13 protein-coding genes and 2 pseudogenes are annotated in these 19285 nt (G+C 64.9%); 6 read left to right on the top strand and 9 right to left on the bottom strand.

The window, feature by feature from the left end:
* Positions 1 to 294: 294 nt before the first annotated feature.
* Positions 295 to 1491: a L,D-transpeptidase gene (locus HOV91_RS20450; protein ID WP_312884714.1), complete on the bottom strand. Its 1197-nt coding sequence runs from the start codon at positions 1489 to 1491 to the stop codon at positions 295 to 297.
* Positions 1492 to 1764: 273 nt separating this feature from the next.
* On the opposite strand from HOV91_RS20450, the gene HOV91_RS20445 reads away from it, so the two are divergent.
* Positions 1765 to 2997, top strand: coding sequence for an NAD(P)/FAD-dependent oxidoreductase (locus HOV91_RS20445; RefSeq protein ID WP_174187008.1), 1233 nt, complete (start codon positions 1765 to 1767; stop codon positions 2995 to 2997).
* Between the two features lie 28 nt (positions 2998 to 3025).
* On the opposite strand, the gene HOV91_RS20440 is transcribed toward HOV91_RS20445, so the two are convergent.
* Together HOV91_RS20440 and HOV91_RS20435 are read right to left on the bottom strand one after the other, a co-directional pair.
* A complete protein-coding gene (locus HOV91_RS20440; RefSeq protein WP_312884713.1) occupies positions 3026 to 4528 on the bottom strand; it encodes an amidase in 1503 nt (500 codons plus the stop codon).
* A gap of 291 nt (positions 4529 to 4819) precedes the next feature.
* Positions 4820 to 5233: a DUF7144 family membrane protein gene (locus HOV91_RS20435; RefSeq protein ID WP_174187007.1), complete on the bottom strand. Its 414-nt coding sequence runs from the start codon at positions 5231 to 5233 to the stop codon at positions 4820 to 4822.
* A 660-nt stretch (positions 5234 to 5893) separates the two neighbouring features.
* Here HOV91_RS20435 and HOV91_RS20430 point away from each other — a divergent pair.
* The 5 genes from HOV91_RS20430 (at position 5894) to HOV91_RS20410 (ending at position 12733) form a co-directional block, all read left to right on the top strand.
* Positions 5894 to 7756, top strand: a complete 1863-nt coding sequence (locus HOV91_RS20430; protein WP_217440840.1) for a glycoside hydrolase family 15 protein — start codon at positions 5894 to 5896, stop codon at positions 7754 to 7756.
* Between the two features lie 15 nt (positions 7757 to 7771).
* Positions 7772 to 9184: an MFS transporter gene (locus HOV91_RS20425; RefSeq protein ID WP_174187006.1), complete on the top strand. Its 1413-nt coding sequence runs from the start codon at positions 7772 to 7774 to the stop codon at positions 9182 to 9184.
* Between the two features lie 142 nt (positions 9185 to 9326).
* Positions 9327 to 9863 (top strand): hypothetical protein, encoded by a 537-nt coding sequence (locus tag HOV91_RS20420; protein ID WP_174187005.1) that lies wholly within the window; start codon positions 9327 to 9329, stop codon positions 9861 to 9863.
* Between the two features lie 172 nt (positions 9864 to 10035).
* Complete coding sequence (locus HOV91_RS20415; protein WP_174187013.1) at positions 10036 to 11739, top strand: alpha/beta hydrolase; 1704 nt, start codon at positions 10036 to 10038, stop codon at positions 11737 to 11739.
* Positions 11740 to 11845: 106 nt separating this feature from the next.
* Positions 11846 to 12733: a hypothetical protein gene (locus tag HOV91_RS20410; RefSeq protein ID WP_438822680.1), complete on the top strand. Its 888-nt coding sequence runs from the start codon at positions 11846 to 11848 to the stop codon at positions 12731 to 12733.
* A gap of 116 nt (positions 12734 to 12849) precedes the next feature.
* Here the strand turns inward: HOV91_RS20410 and HOV91_RS20405 are convergent.
* From HOV91_RS20405 to HOV91_RS20380, 6 genes and pseudogenes are all read right to left on the bottom strand, one after another.
* Positions 12850 to 13107, bottom strand: a pseudogene (locus HOV91_RS20405) (diacylglycerol kinase family protein); the annotation flags it as partial.
* The gene (locus HOV91_RS20400) at positions 13073 to 14512 is read right to left on the bottom strand and encodes a DUF2252 domain-containing protein (RefSeq protein ID WP_174187004.1); all 1440 of its coding nucleotides are present in this window, start codon (positions 14510 to 14512) and stop codon (positions 13073 to 13075) included. The gene HOV91_RS20400 and the pseudogene HOV91_RS20405, both read right to left, overlap by 35 nt.
* Before the next feature lie 105 nt (positions 14513 to 14617).
* Positions 14618 to 14884 (bottom strand): annotated as a pseudogene (locus HOV91_RS20395) (DUF6325 family protein); the annotation flags it as partial.
* Positions 14885 to 15824: 940 nt separating this feature from the next.
* Positions 15825 to 16841 carry a hypothetical protein gene (locus HOV91_RS20390; RefSeq protein WP_174187003.1) on the bottom strand — a complete coding sequence of 339 codons (1017 nt, stop codon included), beginning with the start codon at positions 16839 to 16841 and terminating at the stop codon, positions 15825 to 15827.
* Positions 16838 to 18172: a Dyp-type peroxidase gene (locus tag HOV91_RS20385; RefSeq protein WP_174187002.1), complete on the bottom strand. Its 1335-nt coding sequence runs from the start codon at positions 18170 to 18172 to the stop codon at positions 16838 to 16840. Before HOV91_RS20385 ends, HOV91_RS20390 begins: the two co-directional genes overlap by 4 nt.
* A gap of 17 nt (positions 18173 to 18189) precedes the next feature.
* Positions 18190 to 18750 carry a hypothetical protein gene (locus HOV91_RS20380; protein WP_174187001.1) on the bottom strand — a complete coding sequence of 187 codons (561 nt, stop codon included), beginning with the start codon at positions 18748 to 18750 and terminating at the stop codon, positions 18190 to 18192.
* Positions 18751 to 19285: the final 535 nt, after the last annotated feature.

Raw genomic sequence — 19285 nt, 5'->3', positions numbered from 1 at the left:
GCCCCACTCCAGGCTGAACGACTGATAGCTCCTGACCTGACTCGGGCATCCTCAGTTCCGAAGGGCAAGCCGCATACCCCACCGCGCCCGACCTTTATCGCTGACGACTCGGCGGTCAAGAAACGGCAGGTCAAAACCTTCAGTCCTGGTGATGCTCGCTGCCATGGGGTCTTCGGCTCAAATCCGCCTCGGGGCCAGAGGGACACCCGGCCGCCGTCGGGGACCCGCGACTGGCTACCAACGGGAGAACAACCGGCCGCCCATGGGGAGAAATCAACTGGCCATCGACACGTGTCATGGGTGGGCGCCACCGCGGAGCCAGTCGGTCCACGGGAGGCTCCAGTCGCCGTTGTGCCAGATATCGAGGGGGTCGCCGCCGGTGTTGCGGACCTCGACCACGTCGCCGGGGATGACGAAGTCATAGAACCATGCGGCGTCGGCAGGGGAGAGGTTCAGGCAGCCGTGTGAGACGTTGGTGTTGCCTTGGGCCCACATGCTCGAGGCCAGTTCGTGCACGAAGATTCCGTCGTGGCTGATGCGGACCGCGTGGTTGATGCTCGTGCGGTAGCCGAGCGCGGAGTTGGTGGGCAGGCCGTAGGTGGCGGAGTCCATGATCACCGGGTTCATTTGGTCCAGCACGGTGTAGATGCCCGGGCGGGTCCAGAACGACATGACTGTGCCGCCGACGACCGCGGTGCCGCCCATGCCCATCGATGTGGGCATGGTGCGCACGAGTTTTCCGTTGTCGAAGACATCGATCTGCTTGGTGCTGTCGTCGGCGATCGCGACGTGCGCGGGCCCGATGGTCACTGAAACCTGTTGGTCGCGCAGTCCGTAGCGGCCCTCGCCGAGCGCGCGGCCGAAGAGTTCGGCCATGACCGTGATCCTGGTTCCCGGTGCGTGATAGTGCTCCGGCCGCCAGTGTGCGTTCTGATCATCGAGCCAGTACCACGCACCGGTGACGGCCGGCTGGGTGGTGACCTTCAGGTGGCGTTCACCGGCGACCCGATCCACGGGTTCGTCGAAATGGGCGACGAGCACGAAACCTACTCCATAGGTGTCGTTTTCGGCCAGCTCGACGAGATTGGCAGAGCGTAGGGAGACGTCGATGAGCTGTCGCGGTCGCACTGTGGTGCAGGTGGTCGTCGCGGTGACATCGCCGGTTTCGCCGTGCGCCACGGCTTTCGCTGTGTAGGTGTGTCCGTAGCCGAGTGGTTCGGCGCTGGTCCAGGATCGATGATCGGGTGCCCATGCGCCGGGCAGCGATCTGCCCGTTTCATCGATCCATTCGACCGACCGCAGCGTCCCGTCGGTGACGGTGATCGTGGCGGGACTGCGCGCTTCGACATCGCGGGTGCCGGGTGCGGGATCGAATCGGATGGTGGCGGGTTCGGGTGGCGGCGCCAAGTCTCGCGCCCACCCGCATCCGGCCAGGCCGAGGCCGCCCACACCGGCGAAGCCGATCAGCAGCCGACGACGTCCCACTGCCACCGTCCATCTCCCTTCTGCCAGATGCTGGGCCGACCTATTTCGCCAGCATGCGGCAGCTACGCACCTCCCGTGACACTGACGATCAGCATCTCCACCGATCCGCCGCACAACCGATACCGTTCGTCGATCGATCGACCCGGCCACGTCGGTCATCACATAGTGCGAGACCGTTGCCCTCGCCCCGGGCATCCCGTGCCGGCGGGCCCAGCTTCAGCGCCCTGACCAGCAGCGTCAACGATCAAGTAGTCCGGCCGGAGTAATTAGAATGACGATGTGCAGCGCGCTGCGGAGACCGCCCCTTCGCGTGTCGTGGTCCTCGGGTCCGGATTCGCGGGTCTGTGGGCGGCGCTCGCGGCGGCCCGGAGGCTCGATGAGCTCGGTGTGGCGGCCGGAACCGTCGATGTCACGATGATCAGTTCCACTCCATACCACGACATCCGCGTGCGCGACTACGAGACCGATCTGAGCACGTCCCGCCTCCCACTGAGCGCTCTTCTGGATCCGGTCGGAATCGAGCACATCATCGGCGAAGTGACGGCGATCGACCCGGTGGCGCGGGTCGTGGAATCCACCGCGGGCGCTCACGGCTACGACCGGCTGGTGCTCGCGGTGGGCAGCCAGGTGGTCAAACCCGATATCCCAGGCCTGCGGGAGTTCGGTTTCGACATCGACACCCATGACGCAGCGGCCGGACTGCAAGCCCACCTGCGCAGGCTTGCCGAGGACCCCGACGACCCAGCGGCCGCGACAGTAGTCGTCGTCGGGGCAGGTTTGACGGGGATCGAAGAAGCGACCGAGCTGCCCGCGATGCTCGCCGACGTCTTCGCCACGCGTGCCGTCGCACCGCGGGTCATCCTGGTCGACCGCAACCCGTTCGTCGGCTCGGACATGGGCGCCTCGGCGCGACCGGTCATCGAGGCGGCGCTGGCCTACATCGGGATCGAGACCAGGTTGGGCGTCGGGGTCGTCGCCATCGATGAACGCGGCGTGACGCTCTCCTCGGGTGAAGTGGTGACCGCCGCCACCGTAGTCTGGTGCGCAGGCATGCGGGCCAACCCGCTGACCGCAGACTTCGGCGTCGACCGTGACCGGCTGGGTCGACTCCCCGTCGACGAATATCTGCGGGTCTGCGGTGTGCCCGGGGTATTCGCCGCCGGTGACGTCGCCGCCGCACGAATGGACGACGAGCATATGTCGGTGATGTCCTGCCAGCACAGCCGCCCGATGGGCCGATGGGCCGGATACAACGTCATCGGCGATCTTCTCGGCAAGCCCATGAAGCCGTTGCGGATCCCCTGGTATGTCACGGTCCTGGATCTAGGAACGGCAGGAGCGGTGTATACCGAGGGCTGGGACCGCCACGTGGTCGCGTGCGGCGAGGAGGCCAAAGACACCAAGCGCGCCATCAACACCCGGCGTATCTATCCTCCGTTGAACCGCGACCGCGACGCATTGCTGGCCGCGGCCGCGCCCGAACTGCAGACCGCGCCCGAGCACGGACATTAGCTGCGCGACGGACGCCCGGTAGTGCGCCCTATTCTGGTGCCTGGAAGCCGCCGATCTTCTCCTCGAGCAGTTCGGCCAGCCGCAGTGTGGTGCGGTCCTCGAACATCGGACCGATGAGCTGCACTCCCACCGGCAGTCCCTCGGGGGACCGGCCCGCGGGTATGGCGGTGGCGGGCAGGCCGGGCATGGTGGCCACACCGGCCCAGACGAGCTGGTCGAAGTACGGGTACTCGACGCCGTCGATGTCGATGTGCCGGTTCTCCAGACCTCCGTTGTGGTCGTGCGGGAAGGCGGGAGTGGGCGTGATGGGGCACACCACGGCGTCGAACTCGGTGAAGAGCTGCCGCCAGCCGTGGCGGTGGAATTCGCGACGGTTGTTCGCCTCGACCCAGTCGCGGTGACTGAGCACCATGCCGCGCAACCGCGCCGCATCGAGACTCCGGTCGTCCGCACGCAGGGCGGCGGCGTGAATCTGCAGCTGTTCGTACACGTCGACGGAAATACCCGCGGCGGCGTTCGACAGCATCAGCAGCATGTAGAGCGTCGCCGCTTCGGTCGGATCGGGCAGCAGCGGACTGCGCCGTTCGACGCGGGCGCCCTCGTCGACGAGCGCCTCGGCGACCCGGTTCACGCCCACCCGCACCGCCGATCCGGTCGGAATGAGCGGATGGTCCTCGATGATCAGGACACGGAAGTCCAACAGCCGCTCGTGGCGCGCGGGCGGCAGTGCGACGTCGTAGGCGACGGCGTGGGTCAGCGGGTCCGGTCCGGCCATCACGTCGAGCAGCAGCGCGAGGTCGCGGGCGGTGCGCGCCATCGGGCCGACGACGGCGAGGTCGAGGTCGATCGGCGAGGCAGGCGCGGGCGGCGCGACCATGCCGCGGGTCGGCGCCAGCCCGAGTGTCGGCTTGTGCGCGTAGACACCGCAGAAATGCGCGGGGGTGCGCAGCGAACCGGCGAGGTCCGAGCCGATGGACAGCGCGCCGAATCCGGCCGCCAGGGCCGCCGCCGAACCGCCGGACGACCCACCCGACGTGCGGCCATGATCCCAGGGATTGTTGGTGGTGCCGTAGATCTCGTTGAAGCTTTGGATGTCTCGCAGCATCAACGGCACGTTGGTCTTACCGAGCAACACCGCGCCGGCCGCCTTCAACCGCGACACCTGTACCGCGTCCTCGGCAGGCACATAGTTCCTCTGCGGCGGCATGCCCCAAGTCGTGGGCAGCCCGGCGATGTTGTAGGACTCCTTGACGGTCACCGGGATGCCGAGCAGCGGCCGGTCCTCGCCGCGAGCGCGCGCCTGGTCGGCATCGCGTGCGGCGGCCCGCGCACGGTCGAAGTCCGGCACACAGATCGCGTTGATCATCTTGTCGTCGCGCTCGATACGGGCGATCGCCTCGTCGGTCAGTTCCACCGAGGTCACCGCGCCGACACGCATAGCAGCCGCGAGTTCTTCGGCCGACCGGAAATTCCACTCCATGAATCCGACGCTATTGGCCTGCCGCAGAGGACATAAAATGCCGCTCCGCACAACGGGACAGAGGTCTCGATGCTGATCATGTTCCGCTGGGCCACGGACTATTCGCCCGACCGCCGGCCACGGCGACACGCGGCGATATCGGTGTCGGAAAATGCATGACAGAAGTGTCCAGAGGGGGAGTCGACTACTACGCACACGCGCTTCGTCGACCACAGGTACTGACGATGGCGTAAGCGTCTGCGCCGCTCGAACAGCGCGGACTCCGGCCGATTGCGAGACGGCATGTGACGTGCTGACACGCCGGAAGCGGTGTGGCGGCAGCTCCCGGCGAATCCGCTCATATCAAGCGCGAGCTGGGTGCCAGGTGGTGACCGCCCAAATGACCGCGACGTCGAGTGCGATCACAAGGATCGACCACCCTGGGTAATAGGGGAGCCACAGAAAGTTGCCGAGGATGGACAGACTGGCGAGCATCACGGCTACCACTCTTGCCCAGGCCGCTCCCGTCATCAGTCCGAGTGCGGCGATCACCAAGAGGACGCCGAGGACGAGATGGATCCATCCCCATCCGGTTGTGTTGAACTGGTAGGTGTACTCAGGTCCTGTTACGTAGATTTCGTCTTTGGCGATCGCGGAGATTCCTTGAAGAATCGAGGCGATGCCGGTGATCATCAAGAGGGCCGCCGCACCGATCGACGTGCCGGCCGCGACGGCCTGTCTGGTCGGGGACTGGTCGGGTTCGGTTGTCCTGGCCATGTCACACCTCTACTGTGTGGTCGTCTGTTCGGATATCGCGCAACAGCCCGTAACCGCCGCGCGGTTGATCGGAGACCAGTCGGCTGGCTCCGAGTGAGCCGTTTCCGAAGAGTGATTTACGGAGCAGTCGCGAAAGGCGCTGTCTTCCGAGGATGACTGATGTATGCACGGGTTTGATGGAAAGCATTTTCGCATCTCGACTCGGCGGGCTTCGCGACTCCCCCTTGTTTCTCGTAGGCGTGGCCACTTACATTCGGTAATTCCGCCCGCCACGGCTGGAGAGGGCCAGCGGAAATCTTTAGATCACACACCGCGTTGTGTGTGATCCAGACCACGATAACACTGCCCGGTCTCACTTGTCTGCAGGTGCCGAAGCCGGTTCGGTAGGAGTGCACTCCAGATGACCGCGCTGGCAACCGCGCCCGTCGATTGGCGTCGGAGCCTCGAGCAAAAACCACTCCGAGCAGTGGCAACTGTCCGATTGGATCGTCTTGTGAGCGTTACCGAGACCCCCGGAGAAGTACGTTGTCGAGCTGATCTGCTATTGCCGGGCCCTCCCTTTCCGTGCGACGGGAGCGCACACTGAACAAGAGCGATTGCGTATGGCGTGGGCGGCGTTGGGGTGAGACAACTTCTGATTATGCGCGATGTCCAATATTTATGAGTAAAGGAGTGCTTGTGAACGCTTATCCTTCGATCGCTGAGCATGGCATCGTCGGTGATCTGCAGACTGCGGCTTTGGTTTCGGCGGCGGGGACGATCGACTGGTGGTGCACCCCGAGATTCGATTCGCCGAGCGTTTTCGCGTCGCTGTTGGACAGCGAGCGCGGTGGTTTCTGTAGGTTGGCCGTCGATTCTGCGGTGGAGAACGCGGCGGTTCGGCAGCTGTATATGCCTGACACAGCCATTCTCGTCACCAGGTTCATGGCGCCGGACGGGGTCGGTGAGGTCGGGGACTTCATGGACCCGATCACGGATCCGGTGGCCACCGATCGACACCGGTTGGTGCGAGTGGTCCGGGTGGTGCGAGGAACCCTGCCGTTCACTCTCGTCTGCCGACCGCGGTTCGACTACGGTCGTGGGTCGCACCAACTCGAAATGGTCGACGACCGAGCGGCGGTCTTCCACGGTCCGGGAACGGACCTGCATCTGCAGGTGACCGATCCGGTGACGCTGGAGTCCGACGACGGGGACATCACCGCCCGGTTCACACTCTCCGAAGGCCAAACCGCGGTAGTGGCGTTGACCAGCATGGCGAGCGGGGGCTCGGCGCCTGCGCATCCGGGGCGGGACGATACGGCGGCCGACTTGGAGCGGTGTCGCAGCTTCTGGCAGTCCTGGTTGCGTTCGTCCAAGTATCGGGGCCGGTGGCGGGACATGGTGAATCGTTCGGCCATCACATTGAAGTTGCTGACTTACGCGCCGAGTGGGGCGCCGATCGCCGCGGCGACCATGGGCCTGCCCGAACAAGTGGGCGGCGAGCGCAACTGGGATTACCGCTATACCTGGATTCGGGATGCATCCCTGTCGGTGCGCGCGCTGATCGATTTGGGCTTCACCGAGGAGGCCTACGCCTTTCGGCGCTGGTTGCGCGACCGTCTCGATGCCGGCGATACCGCCTCGGGTGAGCCGTTGCAGATCATGTACCGGATCGATGGCGACCCGCGGTTGGAGGAGGAGGTACTCGACCACTTGGAGGGCTATCGGGGTTCGGCACCGGTGCGGGTCGGCAATGCGGCGGCGGATCAGATTCAGCTCGATATCTATGGTGAGGCTGCCGACGCCTTGGCTCAGTCTCCGGACATCGGTGGAATCTGGGGGTGGAGGTCGTTCGCGAATCTCACCGACTGGCTGGCCGAGCACTGGGACCGGCCGGACGAGGGAATCTGGGAGACGCGCGGGGGGCAGCAGGAGTTCACCTACAGCCGTCTGATGACTTGGGTTGCGTTCGACCGTGGTGTCCGGTTGGCCACCGACTTTTCTCGTCCGGCGAATATTGCCCGCTGGACGCAGGCGCGTGACGAGGTGTTCTCGCAGATCGTCGAACGCGGCTGGAGTTCGAAGCGGCAGGCGTTCGTGCAACATTACGCGACCGATGTGCTGGATGCGTCGCTGTTGCTGATGCCGAGAATGGGTTTTCTGTCTCCCAAGGATCCGGCGTGGCTGAGCACCCTGGATGCCATGGACGACGAATTGGTCAGCGACAGCCTGGTCTACCGCTATGACCCCGAAGCGTCCCCGGATGGTCTGCGCGGCGTAGAAGGCACCTTCAACCTGTGCAGCTTCCTGTATGTGGAGGCGCTGGCCCGCGCGGGACGGCTGGCCCAGGCCCGGTATGCCTTCGACAAGATGCTCACCTACGCCAATCACGTGGGTCTCTTCGCCGAAGAGATCGGCCCCTCCGGCGAGCAGTTGGGAAATTTCCCGCAGGCGTTCACCCACCTGGCCCTGGTCGCGGCCGCCATGGCTCTCGACGAACAACTAGACCGCGCCGAAGCTCAGCCGGCGGCGATGTCCGGTTAAAGGCCGAGCCGCCGAATGGCCGGGACCGGTGTGTCCAGCCCACCCCGGGGAGCGCTTGTTCCGCTGGCGCTCGCTCAGTTCATCTGCAGCTTCGCCGGGTCCAACATGAATGTGATGATCAACGACATCAGCGCTGATCTGGACACCACCGTGCAGGGTGTGCAGACCGTGATCACGATCTTCCTGTTGGTGATGGCGGCGCTGATGATTCCGGGTGGCAAGATCACCGACCGGTACGGCCGCAAACGTTGCTTCATGGCGGGCCTGATCGTGTACGGCATCGGCGCGGTGCTCAGCGCCCTCGCGCCTGGGCTGGGCGTGCTCATCTTGGGCAACTCGATTCTCGAGGGTGTCGGCACCGCGATGCTGATACCGCCCGTCTACATCATGACGACCCTGCTGTTCACCGAAGCAAGCTCTCGCGCACGAGCGTTCGGCGCGATCATGGCGATGGGTGGGATCGGCGCCGCAGCGGGACCCCTCCTCGGCGGGCTCATCACCTCCGGACTCAGTTGGCGCGCGGCCTTCGCGTTTCAAGCATTGGTGGTCGGCTTGATCGTGTTGCTCGGCCGCCGCATCACCGACCCGTTGTCACCGGACCCGGCCAAGTCGTTCGACATCTCCGGCGCGGCATTGTCTGCGATCGGCTTGGTCTTGCTCGTGATGGGGATCCTTGCCGCCGACGAGGACATCCGGCTGATGTTCGGGCTGCTCGCCGCTGGGGCGGTGGTCTTGACGTGGTTCTTCCTCTCGATCCGCGCGAAGGAACGGGCTGGGCGCGAGCCGTTGATCTCGACCGGCCTTTTCCGTAACCGCACTTCCAACCTCGGTCTGATCACCCAGAACGTCCAATGGCTGATGCTGATGGGGACTTCCTTCGTAGTCGCCGCATATCTGCAGGTTGTCCGGGGATACAACGCCATTCAGACCGGCGTCATCTTCACCGCCGCCACGGTAGGGCTGCTGGTGTCCTCGCTGGCCGCGGCGCGGCTGTCGCGGCGGCGAGCCCAGCGCACTCTCATCATGGCCGGGTTCATCGTGACAGTCGTGGGTATCGGGGCGTTGCTCGCTTTGGCAGGCCGCTCCCTCAACCCGTGGGCTTTCGCGCCTGGCCTGCTGCTGATCGGGGTGGGGCTGGGCGTCATGCTGACCCCGTCGGTCACTGTCGTCCAATCCAGTTTCGACGAGGACCAGCAGGGGGAGATATCCGGATTGTCACGCAGCGTCTCGAACCTCGGCTCCGCACTCGGCACGGCCATCGCGGGGACCATCCTGGTCGCGGGCCTGACAAGTCACGCCTACGCGGCCGCGTTGATCATCCTCGCCGTCATGGGGATCGTCGGATTACTCGCCGCGGCGTCGCTGCCCCGCGGCAACAGCCCACGAGGCCGCCGAGTGCGTGATGACCGCGGTGTGCCGGGCCTATGACCACCCGCCGGTGGATCCCGCGCCGCGGTGTCGAGGTCTACAGTTCCCGACAAGTTCGGCGCAGGAAGGACAGCGGACCAGCACGCGCCCGATCGCCGGAAGCGGTCGACGCGGCTGGAGGGTCAGACGAGGAAGAGGGCTGATGGACGCCGATTCGCATGCGTTGTTGCACGGGCCCTTGTTCTCGCGCACCGCGCCGCTGGATCGCGACAATGCGGCCAGCCGCATCAGCGCCTACGTCTACGGGAACGTCCTGGTTCTCGCGGCACTGGTGCCGGTCGCCGCGGGGGACAAGCACGTAGGAATCCTCGTGGTCCTCGGGACAGCTTTGTCGACGTTCGTCGCTCATGTATTCGCCGAAACAGTCGGACACAGCGTGCGTCGGCGCAGTGCACTGTCGAAGGCGGAGAAAATACGCGACTTGCGCAACTCGGTCCCGATCCTCAGTTCCGCCGTACTACCGTGCACCATTCTCGCGACTGGATGGCTGGGGTGGCTGGAGCCCAGGACCGCGCAGGTCGTCGCGGAAATCACCGTTCTGATCCGCATCGGGGGCATTGTGTTCGTCATCGGCCGGCTCAATGGTGAGCGACCGACGCGAGAGTCGCTATTCGGTGCTGTCCTGCTGACGGTCATCGCTGCGACCGTTGTGATCGTGAAGATCTTCCTCGGCCACTGAGGCACGCAGCTCGGCGGGATCGAGGATTCCGCCGGATGACGCTCGATGACGGGACAACCGTCGACCAGGAAACGTGGCTGCGCGCCGAGAGAATTCATAGTTGCCCTACAGTTGCCAGAACCTACTGAGTTCGCGGTACGGTGACGGTTACGCTTACCGCGTGCCAACCAATCTGACCGATAGTGCACCCGGTCGTGGACCCGGTTCCGGCGTCCGGAGTAGGCATCATCGCGGGCTGCCGCACCGCTATTCGTTCGGTGGGCTGCTAATCGCAGTGATCTTCGTGTGGCTGTCGCTGACACCGACGTTGCTGCCGCGCGGTCCGTTCTTCCAAGGACTGGTCACCGGGCTATCGGCGGCAATCGGCTACGGCATCGGCGTCCTCGGCTCGAAATTGGTTCGGTATCTCGTGCAGCGCGAGGCGCCACCCGGTGTGCAAAAGGTCGTGCGTCGGGTGGTCTTGATCATCGGGATCATCGGAACCTTGCTGATGCTCGCCTGGTTCCGGGATTGGCAGTCGGACCTGCGGGCGCTGATGAATGCCGAGCCGTTCCCTCGGCCGGGCTATCTCGTCATGGTGATTGTTTCGGTGTTGCTTTTCGTCGGGTTGGTGGCGCTGGCCCGGATGCTGTCTCGCGCGGTGTCGGGGGTCGAACGCAAGGTCAGCCGGGTGGTACCGCGACGGATCTCAGCGACGATCATCGGTGTCGTGACGGTGGCGCTACTCGTGGTGTTGGTCAATGGGGTGGCGGTGCGCGTGATCATGTCCGGGCTCAATGAGTCCTTCGCCGCTCTCAATCAAGAAACCAAGGCCGGAGACGAGCCGCCGACCACGTCGCTGCGCTCGGGCGGACCGGGCTCGCTCGTCAGCTGGGATTCGCTGGGAAGGCAGGGCCGCGCGTTCGTCTCGCGTGGATCCACTGTCGAGGAATTGTCCGCTTTCCATGGGGGACGCCCCGCGCTGGAGCCGATCCGGGCCTACGCAGGGCTCGCCAGCGGGGGGCAGACGATCCAGGAGAACGCCCGGCTGGCAGCCGACGACCTCGAACGCGCCGGCGGCTTCGACCGCGCCGTCGTCGCCGTGGCGACCACCACCGGCACCGGCTGGATCAACGAGAGTCTGGCCTCCGCGCTGGAGTACATGTACAACGGCGACACCGCGATCGTCGGGCTGCAGTACTCCTACCTTCCGAGTTGGCTGTCGTTCTTGGTGGACCGGGAGCGCGCCCGTCAGGCCGGAGAGGCGCAATTCGACGCCGTGTACGACAAATGGAAACGACTGCCATCGCAGACTCGCCCGAAACTCGTCGTCATGGGTGAAAGCCTCGGCTCCTTCGGAGGTGAAAGCGCATTCGGCGACGTCGAGAACGTCGAGCTGCGCACCGACGGCGTGCTGTTCACGGGACCCCCCAACGCCAACGAGATATGGACCGACGTCACCACGAACCGCGATCCGGGCTCGCCGGAGTGGCTGCCGATCTATGAACGTGGGGAGACAGTGCGGTTCGGTGCGCGGGCACCGCAGGACCTTCCGCGCCCCGACTCACCGTGGGGGCAGCCGCGGATGGTCTATCTGCAGCATGCCTCGGATCCGATCGTCTGGTGGTCCCCGAAACTGGTTTTGAACGAGCCGGATTGGCTGCAGGAGCAGCGCGGGTACGACGTCCTCGACAGCACGCGCTGGTACCCGTTCGTGACGTTTCTGCAAGTGGCCGCCGACATGGCGGTGTCGACCAGCGTTCCCGACGGCCACGGTCACACGTACGTCGTCGACATCGCCGACGCATGGAGCGCGATTCTGCCGCCCGAGGGCTGGACGCCGGCCGACAACGACCGCCTGCGCGACATACTCGCCGGAGTCGGGGAGGACGGCTGAGCGTCGAACTAGTCGACGTGGTCGCGGGGATCTCGGCGTAGCGTTCGAATCGTCTCCACCGAGACCAGTTCGCACGACCATTCCTGACGGAACGAGCAGAAGGACAGTGAGCGCGGTGCGATCCGTGAAATTATCGGTGGCATTGGCTCGCGAAGTATCCATTGCGCGCACGCAGGCCGCGACCGGCTGGCTGCGAGGAACGCCGTATGGCCGGACGCTGCGCCGTGTGATCGAGGGCCTTGCCGAGGTCCAACTCGTGGATCGGTCGCTGGCGCTCGCCGCCCAGATCTTCACGTCGGTATTGCCGGTGATGATCGCCGCGTCGGTCTTCAGTGGCTGGCAGGCGCCGGCCGAGACGATCAACGACCAGTTCGGCTTCGACACCAGATCGCTGTACGTCGACGAAGCTTCCCTTGCCGCCGATCCGTCGATGGCCGCGTTCGGTGTAGTCGGCCTGCTGATGGTTCTGCTCGGCGGTACGTCGTTCGCCCGGGCTCTCGCGCGTGTGTATGAGGCGGTCTGGAAGGTTCCCCCGATCGGTCCGCGAGATGCCTGGCGGTGGTTGGCCGCGCTGCTGGCGGTCGCCCTCGCAGCCGGGCTGGTGGGACAGACGCGTGAACTCACGACAATCGGTTACGCCGGTCGACTGCTCGCCTCGCTGAGTGAGGTAATCATCTGGCTGTTCGTCTGGATGCTGGCTCCCTTTCTCCTGACGAAGGCAGCGCTGACCGGGCGTCTGCTATGGGCGTCCGGCGTGCTCACCGCGGTCGGACTGACCGCGGTACACGCGGCAGGCCGTATCCTCTTGCCTCGAATCACGACGAACGCCCAAGAAAACTTCGGCCCGCTGGGACTGGCCTTCACTTCGGTGAGTTGGCTTTTCGTCATTTCGGTGGTGATCGTGGGTGCGGCATCGATCGTCAAGGCACTGGCTCTGGACGAGACATGTGTCGGTCGCTATCTGCGCGGGCAGGCCGACGTCGACCAAGGATGACGCCGGCTGCGTTGTTGTTCTCGACGGAGATCTCGAAGCCCCGCGGCCGGTCTCTGCGATTGAGGCCGGCGAGATCACTGCTGCAATACGGGTTGTTACTGATCAGGATCGCTCGGGTTCCGTGTGCCAGCACTGATCACCAGGAAGGGGAGGCCGTACTCGGCGGCCACCACCGCCACGAGAGCCTGTGTCCCGTCGCCGCCGGCCACGCCCAGCAGGTCGGCTCCTCGGTCGACCGCCTGCCGGGCGACGGTAGTGGCGTCGACGGGAATGGCCGCCGCGAGAAACGCCAGTGCGAACGCGGCCCGCGCCCACCAACGCCGGGCTCGCGGGACCGCGTTACACCTCCCGCCACGCGGTGATCGTGCCGCCATCGATCGCCTTGCGCAACGCGGCATGATCGCGGGCGTTCTGGTCGGCGTAACTCTCGGCGAATGCGGCCATCGCTACCTCGAAGTCGTCCTCCGCGTCGAGGTAGCCGGCGATGGCAAACCGGTCACCGGCGCGTGCGTGGGCGTAGGCGAGCGCACATGCGCACAGGCGGCCGTAGCGAGTCATCAGTTCAGGGGACATGGTCTTGATGTCGGCGGACCCTTTGCCGTCACGCAGTTGACGAACGTAGAAGTCCCGGACCACTCCGTCTTCGCCCGCGCCTTGCTGCCAGCCCAGGAAGATATCGCTGGCAGCTTGCATCAGCCGCTGCCCGGCCACGACCCGCTCGCCCTGGTTGGTGAACGACGGGCCATCGAGGTGCTTCTCGAGTACCGACGGCTGGGCTTCCTTGACCTGCAGGAACAGTGGGTCGTTGCTCGGCCCGCGCAGGAGGACGATCCATGCCCGGGTGCCGACGCTCCCCACACCGACGACCTTTCGTGCCGCTTGAACGTACTCGAATCGCTCGAACAGGGCTCGCCGGTCGGGTTGCAACGTGTCGCGGTACTGACCGAGCCGCTGGATCAGCGCCCGGTTCAACTGCTCCGCGTCGGCGCCGGTGAAGATCTGCTCGACCGGGATGATCAGCGGCGGCGTGCTCGTGATCCGCGGCTGCCCGTCCACGACGGTGGTCAGTTTGGACAGCGCCTGGACACTGTCTCGGCTCCAGGACTTGTCGATCGTCTTCTTCAACCGTTTCCTGGTCGCGGAATCAAGGACTTCGCGCAGTTCGTCGACTCGGGTCACGGCGTCGATATGGGAGTACCAGACCTCGAGCTCTCCGTGTGTGGACTGCTGATTCATGATTTCGCGGTACTCGGCGGCGCAGGCGCGGATGTACTTCCTGCGTTGTTTGCCGGTGTGGTTGTTGTCGCGTCCGGCGACCGCGAGGCTCGCGACCAGTCGTTTGACGTCCCATTCGAACGGACCGGGATAGGTTTCATCGAAGTCGTTCAGGTCGAAGGCAAGGTTGCGTTCCGGCGTCGCGAAGAGTCCGAAATTGCTCAGATGGGCGTCGCCGCACAGTTGAGTGGTCAAGCCGGTGTCCGGAGCCTGCGAAAGATCCTCGGCCATGACCACGGCCGCTCCGCGGTAGAACGCGAACGGCGTGGTGTCCATTCGGCCGTATCGCACCGGAACGAGTTCGGGAATTCGTGTCGCGGCCTGGGCTTCGAGCAGCCCGAGTGGATCCCGGTCAACGCTGGGCCGGTACTCGGCCAGCACGCCGGACGGTGTCCGGCGCCGGACGGACCTGCCGTATTCGGCACGGTCGGCACTGGTCGATCGGGCGGACGCGTCAGTGCGCTCGTCGGGCTCCGCGACGGATTGATCGTTTCGCTCGGTCATGGTTTCGCCCCACAGTCGTGAGCCGCGCTCGAATCAGCAAGCCCTTCGCGTCGGGTTTCCGCGTTGCGACCGTCCGGATTCCGTCGAGCAGTGGTGTAGCAGCGAGTCGGCGTCGTCGAGCAGTCCCGATCCCGCCTCCGCGAGGAGAGTGATGTCGATATCCCCTTCGAGGCCGAGATCGGCTATGTCGACTCCGGAGAGGGTGCCGTTGGTATCCTTGCGGACGAACGCCAGATCGAGTATCGGAATTATTCCGCGCTCGACGAGGTCGCGCAACAATGGCCGAGCCGATCCGTTCGGAGGCCGATCGGCGGGAAATTCGATCACGACGTAGTCGATGGGACCTAACGCGTCGATATCGGTTTCGGTCACTGTAGCCCTCTTTCTGTCGCGAGAAAGGCAGTCGTATCGACCACGACTCACTTACAGAACTCGCTCTAGAATTGCTTCGAACCGATTGCCGCTGCCCGAGAATATGCTCGAAGTCATCGGCTCAGTGGTGCTGATGTCGGTCCCAGCGTACGCGCTTGATCGGCGCCACGTCGCTGTTTCTCGGCTGGTGCCGCAGAGTACTTACCGGATCCGATCCGGCGTGAATCGGCACATGGTTCATACGAGTTCTGCCTCGAAGCGGACGGCCGTAGTACCGCTTCGGCTGACTTCGGTCGCCGCCCTTGACATCACGGCGATTCAGCCGTTGCGACCTGGAAAGGTCAGTTCACCGCACGCTCGGCGGATCGCTCCGCCGAGACCGGGGCGGCGCCGCTCTCGCCCGAGACCGGGGCGGCGCCGCTCTCGCCCGAGACCGGGGCGCCGCCGCCAACCCCGACCGCACGACAACGGGTGCGTCGTGGACGACGAAGAATAGGCGCACGAGCCACCGGCACCGTTGGCTTCCGCGACCTTTGCGTTGTGCCCGTCTCCATTCTCAGTGAGGGGTGCCGATGGCTTCCGATGCGCGAGAGGATACGCCCGGCGGCAAGTTGACAGCCGATGAACGCGCCGAGTTGAAGCGGCTGCGTGCCGAGGTCGCCGCGCTGCGAACGAAGAGTCGCGGCGCCGCACAGTCGGTACGCCGACCGCCCCGGCACGGGTGGCGGTGGACCGCGGGCATTACTCGCACTTTAATTGCTGATCCGTCCCGCCCGCGACTGGCAGCAACAGCAAGGACTCGGGACGGACGCCGAGGCCGGAGTGCAAGCCGACAGATAACGTGGCGTGGCCGGATGTGTCGAGTTCCCCCGCCCTCCACGAAACGCGTGCGCTACCCGCTGTCGGTGGAGATGTCCCGCGGTGCAGGTTCGATGCGGTCTCACTTCATGAGTGCGACGTTGCGCCAGAAATTGACGAGGCTTTCGGTTCCTCCGAACAAGGTGGTGAAGTTGGTCGAGTCGACTATGACGATGTCGCCGGCGCGACGGTCGGTGGGTGGCAACCAGATGAGGGTGTTGAATTCGGTATTGCCCTCGGCGGTGAAGGGATGGGGTCGGTGGAGGTCGATGGGCTGGCGGGCGAGGAGCCGCACGGATTCGCTCCCGGGTGCGGTGAGGTGATAGTGCGGGAGATGGGGGTGGAAGTTGAACGTGGTGACATTCTCGAGCAGATGCGGGGCATCGAGGTCGCGGAACGTGGTCAACGGCGCGATGGATTTCGTGTCTCGGACGACGGCGGGACGGAGTCCGTACATGTTGTGCACCGGAACGTCGAGGGCTTTCATCAGTGAGCGCGTGTAGGCGCTGAAGCGTTGCTGGCGTGGTACCAGTGGGTCGGCGTGGTGGTCGTATTCGACTTGGCGTTGCTGAAGGTCGTCGGTGCCGCCGACGTCGTGGTGTGGCGCCAGAAGCAGACAGGTGTCTTCGCGTCGTAGCCACTCGTCGATGGCCGCGATCTCCTCGGGCTCGGCAGCTGCCTGACCGAGTACATGATCGAGGCCGAAGACCATGAGGGTGTCGGTGTCGGCGAGGATGCGTTCGTCGATGGGTAGTTCGAATCCGGCTTGATCGATGCGCTGGAAGACTGCGACAGGATGGCCGGTGGCCTCTGCGGCGACCTGCTGGAAGGTGAGGGTGGAGCGGTGGAACAGCTCCAGCGTTCCCGCGATGCCCTGCAGGAAGTGGGCGGTGTCGTATTCGGGTGTCTCGTAGGCGGGCCAGGTGGCCTGGCGCACTTCGGTCATGGTCGAGAAGCGGTTGTCCAGCGCGGCGGGATCGCGCTGGGCTTCCCACGGATAGCTCCAGGTCCAATAGATGCTCAATCGACGTCTGCCGGGAGTGTATGAGCGCGGCAGCTGATACTGGTTGTAGGTGCGTGCCGGAGTGAAGGTGCTCATGGTGCTGCTTCGTTGTCGGTGAGAGTGCAGAGGTACCGCAGGGCTCGAAGACCGGGCAGGAAGAAGTAAGCGCCACCCCTGAGCGTTGTGAACGCAGGTAATCCCCTGATGGTCCTGCGGATCGGGCGCTTGGGGATCTTGTATTCCAGGGTGCCGTCTTGAGTGCCGATGATCGGATCCCGCTCGTTGCCGAGTTCGTGGAACGTCTTGTCGTTGATCCACACGTTCTGGGCGAATTCGAACTGGCGCACCAGGCTCGCGCACAGCACGAAGGCCGCGATTCCACGTTCGGCGCCGTCCTCTGGAGCGCCTTCCGGAAGGTGTGGTCCGTAGGTTGCGCCGCGACGGATCAGCCGCCGGCGCTGCATGTGCACGGCGGTGTCGCGGGGATTCATTCTGCGGATGTGCGCGCCCAAAGGTGTCGCGTAGCCGTAGGGGTCCATGTGTTTGTAATTGAAATCGTTGTTCCGCTGCAGATCGGCGCCCAATTCGGGGTCGTCATGCTCGGGTGCGAGCACCAAGGGGGCGCCGCTGCGCCAGCGACCCATCAGTTTCGCGGCAAGCAGCTCCTGTTCCTCGGGGGTGTCGGTGTGCTCGGCCAGAAACTCACGGAATCTCCCGACGTGTTCCTGTAGGCGTCGGTAGGCCATGTAGCTGCCGTTGCGTGACAGCACTTCCGGTTGCGGCAATCCCGTCGGCGGGCCGTCCTCGTCCGGATATCCCAGAATGAACTCCCCGGCCTTGATCGGAGCGCCCGTGCCTGGCGTAGCGCGCTCTCCGGAGCCTTCGATCACCGGCTGCGACAATCGGTCGCGGTAGCCGAAATGGTCGTGCGCGTACTCCAACGGCGGAACGGCCGCCACATCGAGCGACGACAGCACTGTCACTCCAGCGCAGCCGGCGACCAGTCGATCGTGTGCTCGCACACAGCGAGCGCGCTCGGCGTCGTCTCGGGCGAAGAGAATCGCGATCGCGTGCAGTTCGTCTCCGGCCGATCCGTCGACCCAGTGTTCGGGGTGGTTCGCCCCGGTGTCACCGAGGATGCTCGACCGTGCCGCCATGCCTTGCCTGAACTCCTCGGGAAACGTCGCCAGCGACCGATCGGGTACACCGAGTGCGCGCAATCCAGTCCAGGTGAAGGCGAGCGCTACCCATCGGCGGTCGGTGGTCACGGAGCGCTGTGCGTCGGCGGCCGAGGCCGCTCGCTCGGCCATGGCCGACAGCCAGGCTCGCCCACCAGTGGCTCCGGCGAACGACAGGAACTCGTAGCGCCCGGTGAGGGCGGGGACGCGGGTCAGCAGAATGTGCTGGATATCGTCGAGTTCGAGCATCAGCGGACCTCGTGGCGCTACTGCATCTGGTCGAGCATGTCGGAGAACGCCGCCTTCACGCGCAGCGCCTTCTTGATCTCTTCCGCCGTCACGTAGGGGTACTCGCCGTACTCGAGGAAGCTCGGACACTGATGCTTGCGAAAGAATTCGACCACTGCATCGGTATTGGTCCTCCAGTCGTCGGGGAACCCTTCGAGGTTCACGAAGACGGTTGTGATACCGGTGGCCAGGAACAAGGCGACAGCGTCCTCGACGTACTTGTCGAAGTCGGTGTCGAAGATCCCCTGATACTGGAAACACAACCCGTCACCGATGTCGAACAGGACCCACCGCAGGTAGTGCAGTCGAAGCGGCGCCAGCACCGTGGGGTCTTCCGCGACCGCGGCCTCGATCTGCTTGCCGTACTCCCGGATCGCCGCCTCACGACCGGGTCTGACCTTCGCGATGATCGAAAAGCCATAATTGGCCGGTGTGCGGGGGAAAATCGGCCCGTAACGTCCCTGCTCGAGCTCGAAGTACCCCTCCTTCGGAATGGCCATCGCCGCCGGCTTGGACCAGTTCCCATCGCCTGTGGTCATGCCCGCCTCCGTCTCCGGCGGTTCGGTTCAGGCAGAGCCCGAGTCTCCGAGACCGCGCAACGCCGTTTTGTCGATCGATTCGTGCGGGGTCCGGGGCTGAGCACGTCGTCGTGCCCGTCGCCTGACCATCGAGCGGAGCGTGACGGCATCGGCGTGGACGGAAAAATGGTCTGCTCTCTCGGCAACCCGGTCGCAAAATGAGTGTTTTCATCTGTCACGAACGATCCGGCACTTATGACCTATCAGATCATTAGGGCATCGAACAGGATGACGACGCCTGCCGCCGCCAGAGCCACTCGTGGTGTCGACAGCTGGCGCAGATCCTGCCAGGATACTGCGGACCGCACCGCGGCGGTACTCACGCGGTGAGTTTATCAGCTGCGCCGATCTGCGACGACGCTCTTCAGTCGGTGTCCGACGCGGTCGCTCGTCAGGCGAGCAGTTACATGCGACAGAAGCTGGTGCACGTATATCCGATGTTTCGGCGCTTATCCTCCAGCCCTGGTACCGTCATCTCTCTGGGCCGATTTTCGAA

Origin of the sequence: Nocardia barduliensis, from assembly GCF_013315795.1 — a bacterium.
In the GTDB taxonomy this organism is placed as follows: Bacteria; Actinomycetota; Actinomycetes; order Mycobacteriales; family Mycobacteriaceae; genus Nocardia; species Nocardia barduliensis.
The sequence above is the reverse complement of the archived record's forward strand: the minus strand, read 5'-3'. Positions and strand labels throughout refer to the sequence as shown.

Bases quoted from the DNA above. Each gene is read 5' to 3' on its own strand.
- HOV91_RS20435 (WP_174187007.1), bottom strand. From the start codon at position 5,233: ATGGCCAGGACAACCGAACCCGACCAGTCCCCGACCAGACAGGCCGTC.
- HOV91_RS20400 (WP_174187004.1), bottom strand. From the start codon at position 14,512: ATGACCGAGCGAAACGATCAATCCGTCGCGGAGCCCGACGAGCGCACT.
- HOV91_RS20390 (WP_174187003.1), bottom strand. From the start codon at position 16,841: ATGAGCACCTTCACTCCGGCACGCACCTACAACCAGTATCAGCTGCCG.
- HOV91_RS20380 (WP_174187001.1), bottom strand. From the start codon at position 18,750: ATGACCACAGGCGATGGGAACTGGTCCAAGCCGGCGGCGATGGCCATT.
- HOV91_RS20430 (WP_217440840.1), top strand. From the start codon at position 5,894: ATGAGTAAAGGAGTGCTTGTGAACGCTTATCCTTCGATCGCTGAGCAT.
- HOV91_RS20385 (WP_174187002.1), bottom strand. From the start codon at position 18,172: ATGCTCGAACTCGACGATATCCAGCACATTCTGCTGACCCGCGTCCCC.
- HOV91_RS20425 (WP_174187006.1), top strand. From the start codon at position 7,772: ATGGCCGGGACCGGTGTGTCCAGCCCACCCCGGGGAGCGCTTGTTCCG.
- HOV91_RS20420 (WP_174187005.1), top strand. From the start codon at position 9,327: ATGGACGCCGATTCGCATGCGTTGTTGCACGGGCCCTTGTTCTCGCGC.